Origin of the sequence: Psychrobacter sp. PSP, from assembly GCF_024085615.1 — a bacterium.
Lineage (GTDB): Bacteria > Pseudomonadota > Gammaproteobacteria > Pseudomonadales > Moraxellaceae > Psychrobacter > Psychrobacter pacificensis.
In genome coordinates this window covers 235,334-253,210 of record NZ_JABLTF010000005.1, presented here as the reverse complement: position 1 = coordinate 253,210, position 17,877 = coordinate 235,334, and the positions used below count along the sequence as shown (strand labels likewise).

Genomic DNA, 17,877 nt, shown 5'->3' with positions numbered 1-17,877 from the left:
ATACTATTTACTATTAAAAATATAAAGCCTAACTGATTACCTTAGGCTCTATGATAAAAATCATCGAGCGTTAAGCCTCATTTTCATCGGTCAAGTACCACTCCATAAACTCATAGAAGCTATCCCAATGCGGTAATGTACCGTCCGCTAGTTGCTGTAGCTGTCCCATCTGAAAATCCCATACACTGTCATCTTCTATATTGTACAGATATCCCCCTTCACCTTCGCCTGTACTAAATAAAATGTAAGGGGCTGTCCTAGATAACTAGTTCAAACCCTGTTTAATCCATTGTTTTAATTGTAGTAATTGCGACTTTGGGTCACTGTGATTAAAACGCCACTCACATTCCTTTAAATAGAGGTGAAAATGCTCTTTTGGAACCCCGTTAAACTTGCGTAGATGCCGTTTAGCTTGGTTCCAGAAGTTCTCTATACCATTAATATGATTCTTGTCATTAACAAAGGTTTTGGAGTGGTTGATGAGATAATGAGTAAACTCACTGACATCTAATGCGTTATAGCTTTTAAATGAGTCAGTATAAACAATGCTATCAGGCTTCACTTACGCTTTAATAGGCCAAACACGGGCACTTTGCTACCAGCACCTCGCCCTCGCTTGCCTTTACGAGTGCCACCAAAGTATGATTCATCTACTTCGATTTCGCCTTCAAATAGACCAGGGTCTTGACTATTCTCGTAAATAAGCACTCGTAGCCTATGAAAGTAATAACTGGCTGTGGTTTTATTAACACCAATTAGGCTTGCTGCTGTTCTCGCGGTAGAACCGGCAACAAATAGCTCGATGAGTCTGTTTTGTTTATACCAACTTAGTTTACTCTTTCTCATAGTACTATCCTAAATAATTTTACTTATCTAGGACAGCCCCTATTTTTAATATAACGACTGTAACACCTGCTGTGTTTGGCTTTCTAGCTCTGCAATGGCTTCTTTGTCTAACGCATCGGCATGCGGTTGACCAAATTCGCCCCTAGCATCGCCATGTGTACCATCTTTGATATCGTTGTCAAAGTATTTACCCGTGTCGTCCGCGAACTCGTCCGAGACCGCCAATGCCGTTAAGATATTTGCGCCTTTATCTGCTGATGACCAGTGATGACCGTAGGCTTCATCAACCATCTTGGTGTTCAGCAGTGAGCCTGGGTTAACAGCGATCACATTGATACCATCGCTAGCGACTCTGTCTGCCAAATCCATACTCCACATCGTGAGCGCCAGCTTACTTTGCGCATAGGCAGCTTTGTCATCGAGACGCTCTTGTCCTACAAATGCCTTATATGATATTGGTGCTTGAGCAGCCGAGCTCAGATTCACAATACGCGCTTTACTAGATTGCTTGAGTAAAGGTAATAAAGCATTGGTCAGCTCATAAGGCGCTAGGTAATTGACCACAAAGCGTACGTCCAAACCATCTTTAGTCATCGCTGATGCCGTGGTATAAATCCCTGCGTTGTTTATCAATACATCCAGCTTTGGTAGCTTTTTATTGACGTCTGTGGCCATCTTGAGTACAGCCGTTAAGTCAGAGAAATCAGCGACAAATCCATCAATATGATCTACCGCGTCGCCTGTTGCCACTGCTTGAACTTCTGCAATGACGCTGGCAAGTTTGTCAGCATCGCGGCCATGCAGGTACACTTGATGCCCAGCCTCTGCTAGCTTTAAAGCAGCCAACTTACCAATGCCATCTGTGCTACCGGTAATTAAAATTGTTTTAGTTTTACTCATGATTGCAACCATCCTGATTATTTAACTTATGGTTATATTATTAGGTACACGCTACATTTTATCCGCCGTCATGGTATCCATTGTTATGAAAGTGTTGTACTTCATACAGCCACTATTGATCATTTTTCAGTATTATTTTAAAAGTGGCGAACGCTTTATATAATTGTTTACTATAGGAAAATCATAACTATACACATAAATATCTGATAAATAAAAAACGCTAGTAAGTGAGTACTTACTAGCGTTTGAACAACGACTGTCTATCTAAATCTTCAGTTAGCGTCAATTAACGTAAATCGTCAACGACGGCTAGCATAGCGATAAGCGATGCTTCCCCTAACTGAATAGAACGCTCTGGTGACCAGCCCATCTCTGTATCAGGTAGATTATCGTTGTCTTTAAATGGCATCTCTAACGTATTGGCAAGACAATCAAAACGCTCAGCGACCCAATGGGTTGCAAGCGTCATGTTCGCCTCACCTGGCGCATCAATCTCATAGCCGACCTCGGTCTGAAAATCGGCATTGGCTAATTTCAATGCGTCTGAAAACCGATCACGTAGATGTGCGAGGCGCTCATTATAACTCGGCGTGCCTTGAGAGCCCGCAAGGAATGCATACGGCAATGCTTCATCGCCATGCACATCATAAAACAGATCAACGCCCGTCTCTTCCATCTTCTTAATCACATAAAACACTTCAGGGCTTTTGTCCAAGCTTGGACTTGCCCACTCACGGTTTAGATTCGTACCTGCGGCGTTCGTACGTAGATGCCCGCGTACACTGCCATCAGGATTCATATTGGGCACAATATAGAAATTGGCTTTATCTAATAACAGCCTGCTATTGGCATTGTCGCTGTCTAACAAGCTATAGAGCAAACCTTCGACCAGCCATTCCGCCATCGTTTCACCCGGATGCTGACGCGCAGTGATCCAAATATTGCGTTTATTAGTATCGCCATCACCAATTTTGACCAAAGTCAAATCACGCTTATCCAGCGTGTCACCCAAATGCTCTAGCGTCACTAGCGGATGTGTCTGTACAGCGGCTAATAAATCTTGATGACGCTCATAGCTATAAGGGGCAAAATAAGCAATTTGAATGGTCTCGCACGCCAGCTCTGCCACGATGGTTAATTTGCCATCTTGGTAAGAAGTAGGCAAACGAAACCAATGCTGACGATCGTAGGAAGCGACTGCTTGATAATTCTCCCACCCTTCGAGATAGGAAGCCTCACCTGCATTCATAATATTGAGAACGTACTTCCCTCCAACCTCGCCAGAGAGACGGAAGTTAAACCATTGAAAAAATTCTTCGCCAACGTCTGGACGAATGGCGAGCTGAATATTATTTTTATCTTCTATATTAAGTACGTCAATATTACCTGCGTCAAAATTGGCAGTGATACGCATGATCGCTCCTTGATGGGTTGTGATGAGTGGATTTGATAAGCTCAATTGAGGCATAAAGACATATGATAGTCTGTTTTATGCTAGATATGGGCCAATCTAATACAGTAGAACCTCAATAAAATTGATACAGCATAGGAAACGCGCTCGATTAAACGCTACTTTTCTTGCTTGCTGTGACTGCGTCTCCAGAGGCTGCGAAAAATAGCGTTTAATCTTGCTATACCATTTTTATAATGGTTTCACTATACAGTAGCGTATTATTTTATTGGTCATCACGCCCTCTTTTTCAAGTGATCAGCTGAATGGCGCTCTCTACTTGGACTTTATCCAAACTGAAAAGCAGATAGCTGCGTTTTTAGCACTTGCTCAGAGTAAATTTTATCCCCTTTATCATTGCCTGCTGCACCTGCTGCCACCATCAGCGGTAGCAAATGCTCCTCTGCGCCTAATGGATGTGAGGCTGTTGCATAAGGGGCTTTTGACCAGTTAGCCAGTGCTGACCATCGCGTCTCCCAATCCGCTGCGACAGTATCGGTCAGCCAGTCGTCAAAAACTTCAGACGGTGCGGTGAAGTTTGCATCACCATAGCCGCGCATATTATGAAAACTCATACCGCTACCGATGATCAACACCCCTTCTTGGCGTAATGATTGCAGGGCTTGACCTGCTGCCAGATGCGCTTCTGGGTCGAGATCATTACGTAGTGACATCTGTACCACGGGAATATCTGCCTCAGGGAACATTACCTTTAACGGTATAAAGACGCCGTGATCAAATCCACGCGCCGCATCTTGCTCATTTGGAATGCCTGCCGCTGTCAGCAGATTACTGACTCGCTCAGACAACGCGGGCGCACCTGATGCCGGGTAAGCCAAATCATAAGTATGCTCAGGAAAGCCATAATAATCGTAAATCAGATCAGGTTTTGCGCCAGAGGTGATACGAAATTCAGGCGTCTGCCAATGGCCGCTAATGATCAAGATAGCTTTTGGTCGCTCAGGTAATCGAGTGGTAATGCTCGCTAAAAAACTTGCCATACCGTCCCATGTATCCGCAGGTTGCCAATCCATAAAAAAACAAGGTCCTGCGCCATGCGGTATAAAGAATACAGGCAGGCTTACTGCCTCGTTAGATGTGTATATGCTCATCACTTTCTCCTTGTCACTTTTATAAGATGGTTTTATTGGTTGATATAAAGCGGTTAACGTGAGTCATGACGATCTTGAAGGTGACACTTTTTTAGTGTTACTGATAGCCATTAAAGGTAACTATTACACAATCCGCTTAAGCTCGCCCTAGATTTTTTGATAATACCTTATCCATACTTATCGCACCGCCACCTTGTACCACCAGTGCCAGCAGCGCCACCATCAAGGTCAATGCATATTCGTAGCCGCCATTGGCAATGAATAAGCCACTACCGATATGGACAGAAAAAATAGCAACTAACATCGTAAAAGCGGCGATCAATGCTGCAGGTCTCGTTAATAATCCTAATACTAACGCAAGACCACCAAAAAACTCAGCACCGCCTGCTAAGATAGCCATCAGGTAGCCGGGCTCCATACCCATACTGCTCAACCAGCCTGCCGTACCTGCCAGCCCATTGCCGCCAAACCAGCCAAATAGCTTTTGCGCGCCATGTGCCATCAAAATTAGGCCCACAGGTACACGAAGGATTAAGGCAGCTGTGCCAGCTTTCGATGTTAAAACTCTATTGAATAATGAGGATTGCATTGATGAGTACTCCATAACGTAATAGTAAGATAAAGTGTTTAGATATTGGTATAAACATACTTTACTATCATCGTTATGGAAGAGTAAGCCAAGTTATATTGAATAATTATCAACGTAGTGTTGTTAATTGGTTGGACACCAAGACTATCAAACATAGTAAGGGTCTGAAGAAAAGAGTCTGGTCAGTCATCTCATCAATGGGGTTTTTCTGCATTGACACACCGTAAACAAAAGCAGACAGCAATCATCAATAGGTCTGCTACAGTAGCAGCCGCTTCTGATTTAGTATCTGGTATTTGATATTCGGCATTTATTATTTGGCGCGTTGCCAAGCCACCTCCATCTGTCCCATTTTTATGACGCACGACACAAAGGCTTCTCTGTTCATGATCGCATTTATACAAGAAAACCAGCAGTTATTCAGTTTGGCGATGGCGCTATTGTGCATCGTTGTTTTCTTGTGGGTGCTACAATATGTATTGATTCATTATGGCAAGCCCGCGCTCAGTCTGATCTCACGCGGTGAGCTGTGGCTGCGTGGACATATCGCCCGCCTACCCTTGATCACACGTTTACAGGACAAATACCCTGTATTGTTTGGCTTTATCACCAAGCGCTTTGCCCGCGGTCATTTTTCTGGTCTGATACTCACGGTTTTAACGCTGCTCAATGTATATATTTTGGCAGTGTTTGCAGGCTTGGTTGAGGATGTGGTGGAAGCCGACTCTATCGTGACCACTGATTTGTTTGTATCGCAGCATATGAGCGTACTGCGCGAGTCTGGGATCATAGATATCTTTGTGTTGATCACCAGTTTGGGCTCTACGCCCGTCACTTGTCTGATTATCGTACTGACTGCCATTTTGTGTATGGTGGCGCGCCAGCCTTATATCATTATAGGGCTACTGGTCTCGACCATCGGCAGCACAGCCTTTACCTTTGTGAACAAAATGGTGTTTCAACGCGCACGCCCTGTCGATATTTTGTTGCATGAACATACCTACTCATTCCCAAGTGGTCATGCGACAGTCAGCATCGCGCTCTATGGGTTTTTGGGTTATATGGCGATTCGTTTTAGCAGTCGCTTTGTTCGTCAAGTCCGGCTGCTCTCACTGGCTGTTTTGCTGTGTGTGCTGATTGGACTGAGTAGAATTGTGTTAAACGAGCACTATCTGAGTGATGTGCTGGGCGGGTTTTTGGTAGGGTCACTGTGGCTGATCATTGCGATCAGTGTGACGGAGTGGCTGACCGCAAAGGGCAAGATTAATTGGCGCATGTCATGGTCAAAAGGACAAATCTCACTGGTATGGCTGGGCGTCATCATGGTGTTTGTCGCCACACTGATTTATGCCGATATGTATCAGTTTCCACTGCTTGGGTAGTGGTGGAAACTAAATTGGCTTGGAAGGTATAAAACGCTCAGCGCTTATAACTGGCTAAATGTACTCTTTGATGTCATCATGAAATAAGTTAGGCAATGATCAGAGTTATACCCACGGATCATTAAGAAAATCAAATAGCTCCTGAAATAAAAAGTTAAAAAAACAGCCATTTTTTGTATATTTTAATGGCTTATTATAACGATTAGTTGAAGCCTTGATGAACACTCCCAGTAACTTCAAATTGATTTTGCTGAAACTCTACCGATGGAATATCAATATGGTCTTTTAACCAAGGCCACACTTCATTAGTTTTACCATTAGCCTGATGAGCTACGTAGAAAAATGATATTACGGGCTCTATAGTCAATCAATATTAAAAGTGGTACAAGGCAGACGAGTGCAGGTACTACAGTAGTAGGCTAAACGAGTCTAACGCTGTAACACTTTAATAGTGGTTCGACTATATGCAGTTGATAATATTAAAAATAGAGTCTTTGAAATATGCTTTATAAAACTCAGTTGCATCGATAGATTTCTGGTGGATTATCTCATTTCTGTACTCTTCAAGAGTAACAAAATGTCCCCACCATTTTTGCTTTTCTACAGCCTTAGTTTCGTACAACTCAGGAAGAATGTATTTAATCTTAGTTTTTAAACTAAGCCACCGCTTAATGGCTACTTTATCGTATGACTCTATAATACCTTTTGAGTTTTTCTTAGCTTGGTAAATGTGCCCATGAGGAATACTAAGATTAGCAAGTGCTTCTAAAGCAGTATAAGCAAAGACGATTGCAGATTGAATTTCTTCAAGGATTAAATATCACACCATTTTCTCAAGGTTTTCAGCTGATTAGATGGTGAACCATAGTTGAATCTAAACTCACACTCTTTTAAAAATAAATGGAAGTGCTTCTTATCGATTCCATTATACTTTCTGAGTGTTCATTTAGACTGATTCCAAAAGTTCTCAATGCCATTGATGTGATTGTTTTTACCGCAAATAAACTCTATAGAGTGATTGACTCTGAAATGTTTAAACTCGCTCACATCCAGTGCATTGTAACTTCGATAGCTATCCGTATAAACAAAGCTGTCAGGCTTGATGTTACGCTTAATGGCAGGCATTAGCGTGGTCTGCTTGGTGTCTGCTACGACCCCGCGACCTCTTTTACCTTTGTGTACACCGCCAAAGTAACTTTCATCTAATTCGACCTCACCATCAAAAAGCTCATCAGCTTCTAATGAGAGATGGTCATCTATCACAAGTCTTATTTTATGATAAAAAAGTGAAGCAGTATTAGGCTGAATATCAAGCAAATCTGCGGCTGTTCTAGCAGTCACTTCAGCTGTGAAAAACCCTAACAGCCTTCGCTGTACTTTTTTACTTAGTTTACAACGGGTTATCTTCATAAAAGTAGTCTAGCATAGTGCTTATCTACTACAGCCCCATTATCATTTATATTAAATAGAAACATTTTAGATGAAAAATCAACGCTGCTATCCAAGGTCAATAGAACGCACGACTTTACTATCGGTGAAGCAACAGCGTAAGATGACTGACGAGAGAATATTGATAACCGCTGGAAGGAAAACCTGAATAATGGATAGAATTGATGCGATGCGGGCGTTTGTATCAGTGGTGATTGAGGGCAGTTTTAGCAATGCCGCTACAGCCATGCAACTGTCGCCGCAGTTGGTGAGCAAATATGTGTCAAAGCTAGAAGAGCGACTGGATATACGCTTACTGAACCGCACGACCCGTAAAGTCAGTCTGACGGAGGCAGGTACTCACTATTTCGAGCATGCACAGCAAGTGTTACTCAGTATCGATGATATGGAGTCCAAATTAGGTGGGTTTCAGCAGAACCCAAAAGGCACATTGAGAATAAGCGCGCCTGTGTCCTTTGCCCTCAAACATATGGCAAAATTGGTGACGGATTTTCAGACACGTTATCCTTCGGTCAATGTCGATTTGCAGCTCAACGACCGCAAAGTAGATATCGTTGAAGAAGGATTTGATGTGGCGCTGCGCATCGGTCAGCTCAAAAGCTCGTCACTGATTGCTAAGCAAGTTGCGCCTGTCCGCGTCATCTTGTGTGCTTCCCCTGCCTATCTAGAGAAATATGGCGTGCCCAGCAAACCTGAAGACCTAGAAAACCATCGGTATTTGCATTACAGTTATATGGAAAAATACGGCAAAGAAGATATTTATCAGTGGCTAGATGCGACCAATCAGCTAAGCCCAGAGCTGAGCAGTAATAACGGAGATTTGCTTGTCAATGCGGCAGTGGCTGGCGCTGGAATAGCATTACAGCCCACGTTTATTGCAAGCGAAGCACTGAGTAAAGGGAAGCTTATGATGGTGTTACCTGATTATGAACCCGAGACATTGGGGTTGTATGCGGTGTACGCCCATCGAAAGCTGTTGCCGCACAAAATCAGATGTTTTATCGATTTTATCGAAGGGTATTACGGTTCACCGCCCTATTGGGATGAATCGATACAACACTTGTAGATAACTATTAGCGACCCTCACCAAAACACCCCATGCATTGATAAATGTCTAGGGTGTTGTTTAATGCGCTTGGTAGCATGACAAGTCTATCGTGAGCTATATTATAAATATCATTAAAAATAGCACCCCTCTCAATTCATCACTCTCAAAACTCGTATTTGGCCATTATTTCAATTTGCTGACCTGCTGGCATCCATGGAAAGGTCGTCGCACTTTGCTCTCGCCACTCAATCCCCAAGTCTAAATCTGGCAGATACTCATAGATAAGGTTGGCGCTTTTGACATTGGCAGAGGTATTTGCCGCGTCATCGACATTGACCTCACCATAACGCAAGTTGCCACGCAGTTTTTGAGAGAACTGATGCTTATAACCAACACTATAACCTGTCTGAGAGATCAGTTTGCCATCTTCAGCGTCACAATCGGCACCGCCATTCATAATAAGCGGCCCGCCCACACATATGGCAGAATAAGCACCCATGCCTTTACCATTGAACACACTACCATGGAGCGAATGCTCTCCCAAAGCCAGCTTGCCTGCTAAAGACACGCCGACGCCCACATCCGAGTCCTCTCCGTTCTCAGCCTCACGCGCCGTGACAGCGACATTATAGTCGAGATTGGCTATCTTATCTTTGTAGCTGACCACCATGTCAGGCAGGCTGGCATCGTCATACACGGGGTCTTGAGCGGTAAAACGCAGCCCCTTGTAAGTGTAATGCACCGTCAAATCTGGACGAATGTATGAGCCGCCACCGGAGGCTGTGCCGATACCTGTTCCCCAAAAATCAAGCTGCTCGGTGGAGAGGGGTGCAACGGCCAAAAATTGACCGTTCCACGTTTTACCCACTGTCAGATCATCCACTTGCACATAAGCATGGCGCAAGCGCAGGTTGGATCCGCCCTTGGCATAATCCCCATAAAAATCGCCTTCAATAAAACCTGTGAGCTTTTTATCCTCCACAGACTTGGTCGTCTTCATATTAATACGTGACTGGCGTAAGTTTCCTTTAAATTCTGAATCTCCCTCATCAGGCGAATTAAATGCCCCTTCTGCTTTGATATAACCCCCGATACTCAATGTTGTATCGCCCGTTGTCACAATATCGATCGCTTGCGCAGATGCGCAGGTTGCTACCATAGCCAATCCTATAGATAGCCTTTTTGTATAAAGCATCATTCCTCTCTTCCCTGTTATATGTTGATATCCTTATCAATGCCAATGGCGATTACGCGCTCTTTACTTCATAACCATGAATGCGTTTTTTATAAATTGCCTCCTACCTATTACCTGCTGTCTCATCAAAGAGTCAGTAACGAATTGATGTTCTATTGGGTGTTATGCTTCTTGGTCGATACTCTCTAATGCTGCAATGGCTTCTTTTTGCGTCTCATCGATTGGCTTTTTTTGTCCGCTCAATTTATCGAGATAGACCAAAACCGACTCACCGATTGCAACGACTTTTTTTAGTGCGGTACTATAATAGGTGTATTCGTGCACCAGACTTGAGTTGCCGATTTTTTTGACCTTGACGCCGATCCACAACGTATCAGGATAAGCAACTGGAGTAAGGTATCGACATGACGAGGCCGCCATCACCGAAAACGTTTTTTCATTAAATAAACCAAGCCGCCTGTTGTAGTAAATACGAGCATTTTGAGAGTATTCGTAATAGACCACATTGTTGACATGACCAAAGGTATCCATATCACCCCATTCCACTTGTTGAGGGTAGATCACCGTAAAGTCGTGTAATGGATGACTGTCATCACTGGTGACAGCTTCTTGTATTTCTGGAAATGTAGGAACCGCTTCCATAGCTTGTCTCTTTTTATTAGGTAGGTTTTGTTATATAGATGATGCGTGTGACTCAGGGTACTCATGACACACACCTCCTCCATCCCTAGCATTTATGCAGATACTAGGGTTTATATACGTCTTTTCTGTTAGTAAACTCGCTGTGATGGTGACAGGTCTATTTGGCTAGATGAGGTTTTCTGAATACATCGAGCGCATGCGTTTTTTATCGAGTTTACCGACGCTGGTTTTTGGCATCTCGGATAAGAACCTCACTTCACTTGGGACGCCATATTTTGGCAAATGACCTCTCTCAACCGCTTGATGACCCAGTGCCAAAATATCTGTCGACGTTGTATCGGCATAGTCTGGTTTTAGCACGACCAATGCAAGAGGGCGCTCGCCCCAGCGCGTATCTGGGACACCAATTACCGCGATATCAGCAACGCTTGGGTGAAAGGATAGAATCGTCTCAACCTCAAGCGAGGACACCCATTCGCCACCAGACTTGATAACGTCTTTTAGTCTATCGGTGATGCTCAGCGTACCATCGGCGCTTATGCAGGCAATGTCTTGCGTATGCATCCAGCCGCCTTTCCATAACGCATTGCCTGCATCGGGATTTTTAAAGTAGCTTTGCGTTAGCCACGGCGCTCGTATCACAAGCTCGCCTGTCGACTCACCATCCATCGGTTGGGGTTGACCATTTTCGTCCCAAATTTCCATCGATACCAGCATGATGGGCGAGCCTGACAGACAGCGATAATTGAGATTGTCCTCTAGGGTCATTGACTCGGTTTTGTCATCGAATACCGCTCGAGACAGCACAGGGCAGGACTCTGACATCCCAAACCCTGACATAAACTCAATACCGCACTCGATAGCGGCTTTAGCTAAGCCCTCATTGAGCTTTGAGCCCCCTAGCAGTAGTTTGAGATTCTCAAACTTACGACCGCGCGCGGCCATTTCTTTGAGGAGCATCTGCAATATGGCGGGGACGCCATGCGATAGCGTGACTTTATGCTGCTCAATCAAATCGACAAGCTTTGGAGCTAGATAGCGCCCCGGATATACTTGGTTTAGCCCTATCATTGTTGCGCCATATGGCCAGCACCACGCATGAACATGGAATAAAGGCGTCATTGGCATATAGACATCGTCGTAGCGCGCGCCTTGACCTTCGGCATTGAGCGCTGATGCCAAAGTGCTTGCCATCGTCTGTAGTACGATCTGGCGATGGGTAAAGAAAACTCCTTTTGGATCGCCTGTCGTCCCACTGGTATAAAAGGTGGTCGCGATGGTGTTTTCATCAAAATCTGGGAAGTCAAACTCGTCACTAGCAGCTGCTAATAGCGCCTCATATTCACCGTCAACATAGTCAGGCAGCTCAGCTTTCTCACTACTTGCATTGTCATCCTCTGCATCGTCTGCCCAGATGACATGCTCAATAGACGGTGCATCGTCACGATAATCTTTGATCATCGGCGCAAATTCAGCATTTAACAGCAGTGCTTTGGGTGCAGCATGGTTGACGGTGTACAGCACTTTATCTTCAGATAAGCGCACATTGACCGTTTGTAAAATCATGCCCGACATCGGCACGGCAAAGTATGCCTCAAGGTAACGATGACTGTCCCAATCCATGACCGCGACCACATCACCTGCCTGCAAACCCATGTTTTTTAAGACATTGGCCAAGCGATTGATACGCTTAAAAAACTCAGCATAAGTATAAGTCACTTTGTCCGCATAGCTAATGGTTTGGTTGGTGGAAGCGATTTTGGCACGGTTGAGTAGCTGCTTAATAATTAACGGAAACCCATACGCTTCTTCGGCCTGATGGTAGTTGTCGTGTTCGTTGAGTATGGTGGTCATAGTGTCATCCTTGATAATAAACTGTTCTTGATAATCAGTAATGTGGCGCGTGCTTTTAATATCAGACGCGCTCTATCACCATGGCAAGCCCTTGCCCGATGCCAATGCATAGGCTAACCACTGCATATTTACCGCCCGTACGCTGTAATTCTCGAGCGGTACTCAAAGCGATTCGTGCACCAGATGCGCCCAGCGGATGCCCGACCGCGATGGCGCCGCCATTAGGATTGACGCGCTTATCATCAAAATCAATATCCAACCCTTTTAGACAACCCAGTACCTGTGAGGCAAAGGCTTCATTAATCTCAATGACAGACATGTCATCTAGCGTTAAATCCGCACGCTTTAATGCCAGCTTAATCGCCTCAACAGGACCCACGCCCATGATATTGGGTTCAACACCCATCGCACCCGATGACAAAATTTTGGCAATGGGCTTAAAACCTAGCTTCTCTTCTGCTTGTTTTGAGCCGATGATAAGCGCAGCTGCGCCGTCATTGATACCGGAGGCATTACCTGCCGTAACTATGCCATTTTCATTTAAAGGTTTAAGCTTTTGTAGCGCTGCAATATCGGAGCTGGCACGAGGATGCTCATCATCGGTAACGACTTTTTCGGGCAACTTTTTACCTTGTGGGACGGTGATAGGCGTTATCTCATCGTCAAAGAATCCTGCTTGCTTGGCAGCTTGATATTTGGATTGCGATGCGGCGGCAAACTTATCGGCTTCCTCGCGCGTGATGCCATATTTATGAGCAACATTGTCACCCGTCTGCGGCATGGTATCGCTACCGAACTGCTCAATAATCTTTGGGTTAGGAAAACGGCTACCGATGGTCGTATCAAATACTTTAAAGTCACGGCTAAACGGCTTTTCTGTCTTGGCAAAGACAAAAGGCGCACGCGTCATCGACTCGACCCCACCCGCCAAAATAATATCCCCTTCATGACACGTAATACTGTGCGCAGCATCGACCACGGTAGACAGACCTGACGCACATAAGCGGTTGACGGTCTGACCCGGCGTGGTGACATCCAATCCTGCTAACAGAGCGGCATTGCGCGCGATATTGCGAGAATCCTCACCCGCTTGGTTGGCACTGCCTAGCAGCACTTCATCAAACACATCGCTCGGCAATTGATGTTTTTCGACCAGCGCTTTTATCACGGTGGCAACCAGATCATCAGGACGCACCGTTGCCAATGCACCGACATAGCGACCAAAAGGGCTTCTTAATCCATCATAAATATAGGCATCTAACATAACGTGTCCTTGTTGTATTTTTTCACTTTGAATAAATAGTTTTATAACGATATTTTGTTGTTTGTGCTAATAAATGGCCTGCTGAGTGAACAATGACACAGCCAGCTTGGCGCGGCGCTGTAACCAAGGGCTTGGGCGATAGCGTGGGTCGCCTGTGAGCGCGTAAATACGCTCTAAAATGAGCAGCACACGCGAGGCACCAAGATGATCGCCCCAAGAGATCGGACCATACGGATACCCCAGCCCAAGCTTGACGGCATTATCGATATCCTCTGGCGTGGCAATTTTTTGCATGGCGATATCACAGCCGAGATTGATTACCATGGCGACCACCCGCTGTGCCACAAAACCTGTACTTTCGGCAATCAGCGTGGCACTACCCGCCTCCTGCGCATCTGCTTCACGACTATCTGAGCCTTTATTACCCGTGCTACTGCCAAATAATGCATAAGCTTGCGCCACGAATCGTTCTTGCGTGACGATGCTTGGCATCAACGTACGATGCTTTGTAAGTTCGGTGAGCATATCAATGGCAACGGCTTGCTTGGGATCAACCTGATAACGAATCGCGGCATTGGTCGTATCTTCGCCATAGATGGCGAGTAGCACCAAACTATCAGGGTGTGGTGTGTCGTTGTCATCGATAGTGACGTCATGAGCATTTAGGTAATCGACCAGCTGCGTCTTATCTTCTGCCAAATCAGCGCCAATCCAAACTGAGCTAATAGTGGCATCAGCTATAAGCGCCGCCGCCTTAGACGATTGATTCTGAGCGCTATCTACAGAAATCTTTTGACCTTTTTCGTATTGATAAAAACCGCCGCCAACTTTACGGCCGAGCTTTTTGCCTACCAGCATTTGACGAGTTAATGGATGCGGGCGATAGCGCGCTTCATGATAAAACTGGTCGTAAATTGACTCCATCACGGGGTGTGACACATCAATGCCCGTCAGATCTAACAGCTCAAACGGCCCCATGCGAAAGCCGGCGCCCTCTCGTAAAATGCGGTCTATTTGCTCAAAACTTGCGACGCCTTCACCCAGTATTTTTAACGCTTCGGTGCCATAGGCTCTGCCACCATGGTTGACGATGAAACCCGGTGTGTCTTTTGCGACCACGCCCAGATGTCCCATCCGCTTGGCCAAATCAGTGAGCGCGTCAATAACTGATTGCTGAGTAGAAAGGCCCGGAATAATTTCTACAATTTTCATCAGTGCTACGGGGTTAAAGAAATGAAACCCTGCCACGCGCTCTGGATATTCACAGTCAGCAGCAATTGCCGTGACTGATAATGAGGAGGTGTTGGTCGCCAAAATAGTATCGGCGGTAACCACACTTTCTAACTGGGCAAAAAGCTGTTTTTTGATGTCTAGATTTTCGATAATGGCTTCAACCACTATCTCAGCGGTCGCGATTTGGCTTAACTCTTGAACGATGGTTAAACGGCTTAGCATAGCCTGTAGCTCGTCATCGCTGAATTTGCCTTTAGCGGTGAGCTTTTCGAGCATGGCTTGCAAGGAGTGTCGTCCTTGCTCAGCTGCGCCTGCTTTGGCGTCATATAAAAGGACTTGGATACCAGCTTGGGCAGCAATTTGGGCAATACCCATACCCATAATACCAGTGCCAACAATGGCAAGTGTATTCACGGTCATAATGTTTCTCTACATAGTTTGCGATAAGAGTTGGTCGGCGTGGACAAAAGAGATAAGCGGCATCTGCCCCTTAATAGCCTTGATAGTCGGCTGAGCGCTTTTCCAAAAAAGCTTTGGCGCCTTCTTTTTGGTCATGCGTATCAAACAGAATTTGAAAGGCTTTACGCTCCAGTGCTAACGCGCCTTCTAAAGGCATATCAGCACCCAGCGTTGCCACCTCCTTGATTTGCGCTAAGGCAATAGGAGAGTACTTTGATAGCTGCTCGGCAATCTCGATGGCACGCATAATGGCAGCCTCATCGTCGACGACTTCAGAGACCAGCCCCATTGTGTCCGCCTCATCAGCACTGATCATATCGCCCGTCAGTACCATCTTCATGGCTTTGTGTTTGCCAATGGCACGAAACAAACGCTGCGTGCCTCCTGCTCCTGGCATGAGTCCTATTTTGATCTCGGGCTGCCCAAATTTGGCAGATTTGCCAGCGATGATGATGTCAGCATGCATGGCCAGCTCACAGCCACCGCCAAGTGCGTAACCATTGACAGCCGCGATGATGGGCTTGCGGCAATGAGTGATGGCATCCCAATAGCGCTCGCTACGACGCAAATACATATCTGCTGTGCCAGTCGTCAAAAAATCATTGATGTCGGCACCAGCGGCAAACACCTTATCACCACCCGTCAGCACGATCGCCTTGGTGTGTGGATCATCATTTAACTGAATGAACAAATCTGCCATTTGTTGGCGTAGCTCACTGTTTAGTGCATTGCGCACTTTGGGTCGATTGAGCGTGATGACACTCACGCCCTCTTTTGGTTTTTCACAAATAATGAGTTGCTCTTCCATGATCCACTCCTTAAACCTCATTCCGATATAAAGTACAAATACATAATAAAGTACAAAAACATATTAAAACGATTATTTTGAAATAAAAATATCGCTATGCGGTATTTAATATCAATATATACTGTTTATTTTGGTTTGTGAAGGGCAAAAATTGGTTAAATGAGAAAAATTATAGAGAATAATTATCATATTTATAATAAAAATACCGCAATGCGGTTTTTTAAACCAAAACTATTGTAATTTACTTATTCATCGATTATGCTAATCATCCAAGGACGTCACATGACTAACATCGTCAAAAAGCCGTTATGACTATCAGGTTAAAAACCATTATGACTATCAGTCATCAATCAAACAGGCATTTATCCAACAAGGAAGACTCATATGATTAGAGATAAAGAAACCCTCGACCATATCACTCATACCATCCGCAACTTCGTTAATGACCAACTCGTTCCTCTGGAGCACTGGGTGGCAGAAAACGATCGCCTACCAGAAGAGATCATCGAGCAGATGCGCGAGCTTGGGCTGTTTGGGCTAACTATTCCTGAAGAGTACGGCGGACTGGGTGTCACGATGGAAGAAGAAGTGACCTTGGCATTTGAGCTGGGACGCACCTCCCCCGCGTTTCGCTCATTAATAGGGACAAATAATGGTATTGGCTCATCTGGTCTTGTGATTGATGGCACGGAAGCGCAAAAGCAGAAATATCTGCCTCGCCTTGCCAGCGGTGAGATCATTGGTTCATTTTGCTTGACCGAGCCTGACTCAGGCTCAGATGCGGCCTCATTAAAGACAACTGCTGTTAGAGATGGTGATACTTATATCATCAACGGTACCAAGCGCTATATCACCAACGCCCCGCAAGCGGGCATCTTCACTGTCATGGCACGTACTGACCCACAAAACAAACGCGCTGGCGGCATTTCGGCATTTATTGTGGAGAGTGACACGCCGGGTATTACCTTGGGCAAAATTGATAAAAAAATGGGTCAAAAAGGCGCGCATACCTGCGATGTCATCTTTGACAACTGTGTCGTGCCAGCCGATGCGCTCATCGGCGGTGTCGAGGGTGTTGGGTTCAAAACCGCGATGAAAGTCTTAGATAAAGGACGATTGCACATTGCAGCAGCCAGTACTGGAGCTGCGACTCGCATGCTAAATGATGCATTACATTATGCCGTCGAGCGTAAGCAATTTGGGCAGCCTATTGCCAGTTTTCAGCTCATTCAAGGCATGCTCGCTGACTCAAAAGCAGAGATTTATGCTGCCAAATCCATGGTACTAGATGCGGCGCGCCTGCGTGATGAAGGCAAAGATGTCGTAACCGAATCCTCATGTGCCAAAATGTTTGCCACCGAGATGTGTGGCCGCGTGGCTGATCGAGCGGTACAGATCCACGGCGGCGCAGGCTATATCGCAGATTATGGTATTGAGCGTTTTTATCGTGATGTGCGTCTCTATCGTCTGTATGAAGGTACGACCCAAATTCAGCAAGTCATCATTGCCCGCAATATGATCAAAGAAGCCAGCGAGTAATCTATCTCGCAGGCGTGCTCACCAAAACACAAGGCGGTATTTGCTAGGATGCTGATGCCGTTCCCTTCTCTTTATAACTCAGACTTTGATTCTCACAACGATAAGGA

General features: G+C 45.3%; 13 protein-coding genes and 2 pseudogenes. 3 read left to right on the top strand and 12 right to left on the bottom strand.

Translation table 11 applies throughout. The features are described from left to right. Window positions 1–265: 265 nt before the first annotated feature. The 5 genes and pseudogenes from HL061_RS01125 to HL061_RS01105 form a co-directional block, all read right to left on the bottom strand. Window positions 266–846, bottom strand: a pseudogene (locus HL061_RS01125) (IS1595 family transposase). Between the two features lie 45 nt (window positions 847–891). Beyond that, on the bottom strand, window positions 892–1,746 hold the full coding sequence (locus HL061_RS01120; RefSeq protein WP_156770949.1) for an SDR family NAD(P)-dependent oxidoreductase: 855 nt from the start codon (window positions 1,744–1,746) through the stop codon (window positions 892–894). 286 nt (window positions 1,747–2,032) lie between these two features. Beyond that, entirely contained in the window at window positions 2,033–3,160 is a 1,128-nt protein-coding gene (locus HL061_RS01115; protein ID WP_071001524.1) for a M14-type cytosolic carboxypeptidase, read from the bottom strand. 323 nt (window positions 3,161–3,483) lie between these two features. Next, window positions 3,484–4,308, bottom strand: coding sequence for a class III extradiol ring-cleavage dioxygenase (locus HL061_RS01110; protein WP_071001523.1), 825 nt, complete (start codon window positions 4,306–4,308; stop codon window positions 3,484–3,486). Between the two features lie 136 nt (window positions 4,309–4,444). Further along, window positions 4,445–4,897 carry a DoxX family protein gene (locus HL061_RS01105; RefSeq protein ID WP_071001522.1) on the bottom strand — a complete coding sequence of 151 codons (453 nt, stop codon included), beginning with the start codon at window positions 4,895–4,897 and terminating at the stop codon, window positions 4,445–4,447. Between the two features lie 386 nt (window positions 4,898–5,283). On the opposite strand from HL061_RS01105, the gene HL061_RS01100 reads away from it, so the two are divergent. Continuing rightward, a complete protein-coding gene (locus HL061_RS01100; protein ID WP_252962420.1) occupies window positions 5,284–6,279 on the top strand; it encodes a phosphatase PAP2 family protein in 996 nt (331 codons plus the stop codon). 813 nt (window positions 6,280–7,092) lie between these two features. Here HL061_RS01100 and HL061_RS01095 read toward each other — a convergent pair. Further along, window positions 7,093–7,689 (bottom strand): annotated as a pseudogene (locus tag HL061_RS01095) (IS1595 family transposase). A gap of 190 nt (window positions 7,690–7,879) precedes the next feature. On the opposite strand from HL061_RS01095, the gene HL061_RS01090 reads away from it, so the two are divergent. Continuing rightward, window positions 7,880–8,794, top strand: coding sequence for a LysR family transcriptional regulator (locus HL061_RS01090; protein WP_212563563.1), 915 nt, complete (start codon window positions 7,880–7,882; stop codon window positions 8,792–8,794). Window positions 8,795–8,939: 145 nt separating this feature from the next. Here the strand turns inward: HL061_RS01090 and HL061_RS01085 are convergent, their stop codons facing one another. The 6 genes from HL061_RS01085 to HL061_RS01060 all read right to left on the bottom strand — a co-directional run bounded on the left by HL061_RS01085 (window position 8,940) and on the right by HL061_RS01060 (window position 16,231). Further along, on the bottom strand, window positions 8,940–9,935 hold the full coding sequence (locus HL061_RS01085; protein WP_227517170.1) for a hypothetical protein: 996 nt from the start codon (window positions 9,933–9,935) through the stop codon (window positions 8,940–8,942). Between the two features lie 198 nt (window positions 9,936–10,133). After that, complete coding sequence (locus tag HL061_RS01080; protein ID WP_071001519.1) at window positions 10,134–10,613, bottom strand: thioesterase family protein; 480 nt, start codon at window positions 10,611–10,613, stop codon at window positions 10,134–10,136. Between the two features lie 165 nt (window positions 10,614–10,778). After that, window positions 10,779–12,467, bottom strand: a complete 1,689-nt coding sequence (locus HL061_RS01075; RefSeq protein ID WP_071001518.1) for a fatty acid--CoA ligase — start codon at window positions 12,465–12,467, stop codon at window positions 10,779–10,781. A 61-nt stretch (window positions 12,468–12,528) separates the two neighbouring features. Next, on the bottom strand, window positions 12,529–13,731 hold the full coding sequence (locus HL061_RS01070) for a 3-oxoadipyl-CoA thiolase (protein WP_240364953.1): 1,203 nt from the start codon (window positions 13,729–13,731) through the stop codon (window positions 12,529–12,531). A gap of 66 nt (window positions 13,732–13,797) precedes the next feature. After that, entirely contained in the window at window positions 13,798–15,384 is a 1,587-nt protein-coding gene (locus tag HL061_RS01065) for a 3-hydroxyacyl-CoA dehydrogenase (protein ID WP_240364954.1), read from the bottom strand. Window positions 15,385–15,454: 70 nt separating this feature from the next. After that, window positions 15,455–16,231: an enoyl-CoA hydratase gene (locus tag HL061_RS01060; RefSeq protein ID WP_093069220.1), complete on the bottom strand. Its 777-nt coding sequence runs from the start codon at window positions 16,229–16,231 to the stop codon at window positions 15,455–15,457. Window positions 16,232–16,615: 384 nt separating this feature from the next. Between HL061_RS01060 and HL061_RS01055 the strand changes: the two genes are divergently transcribed. Further along, window positions 16,616–17,770, top strand: coding sequence for an acyl-CoA dehydrogenase family protein (locus HL061_RS01055; protein WP_058025401.1), 1,155 nt, complete (start codon window positions 16,616–16,618; stop codon window positions 17,768–17,770). Window positions 17,771–17,877 lie beyond the last annotated feature (107 nt).

Coding starts and splice junctions, on each gene's coding strand:
- HL061_RS01115 (WP_071001524.1), bottom strand. CDS start 3,160: ATGCGTATCACTGCCAATTTTGACGCAGGTAATATTGACGTACTTAAT.
- HL061_RS01070 (WP_240364953.1), bottom strand. CDS start 13,731: ATGTTAGATGCCTATATTTATGATGGATTAAGAAGCCCTTTTGGTCGC.
- HL061_RS01110 (WP_071001523.1), bottom strand. CDS start 4,308: ATGAGCATATACACATCTAACGAGGCAGTAAGCCTGCCTGTATTCTTT.
- HL061_RS01080 (WP_071001519.1), bottom strand. CDS start 10,613: ATGGAAGCGGTTCCTACATTTCCAGAAATACAAGAAGCTGTCACCAGT.
- HL061_RS01120 (WP_156770949.1), bottom strand. CDS start 1,746: ATGAGTAAAACTAAAACAATTTTAATTACCGGTAGCACAGATGGCATT.
- HL061_RS01105 (WP_071001522.1), bottom strand. CDS start 4,897: ATGCAATCCTCATTATTCAATAGAGTTTTAACATCGAAAGCTGGCACA.
- HL061_RS01090 (WP_212563563.1), top strand. CDS start 7,880: ATGGATAGAATTGATGCGATGCGGGCGTTTGTATCAGTGGTGATTGAG.
- HL061_RS01065 (WP_240364954.1), bottom strand. CDS start 15,384: ATGACCGTGAATACACTTGCCATTGTTGGCACTGGTATTATGGGTATG.
- HL061_RS01085 (WP_227517170.1), bottom strand. CDS start 9,935: ATGGTAGCAACCTGCGCATCTGCGCAAGCGATCGATATTGTGACAACG.
- HL061_RS01075 (WP_071001518.1), bottom strand. CDS start 12,467: ATGACCACCATACTCAACGAACACGACAACTACCATCAGGCCGAAGAA.
- HL061_RS01060 (WP_093069220.1), bottom strand. CDS start 16,231: ATGGAAGAGCAACTCATTATTTGTGAAAAACCAAAAGAGGGCGTGAGT.
- HL061_RS01100 (WP_252962420.1), top strand. CDS start 5,284: ATGATCGCATTTATACAAGAAAACCAGCAGTTATTCAGTTTGGCGATG.
- HL061_RS01055 (WP_058025401.1), top strand. CDS start 16,616: ATGATTAGAGATAAAGAAACCCTCGACCATATCACTCATACCATCCGC.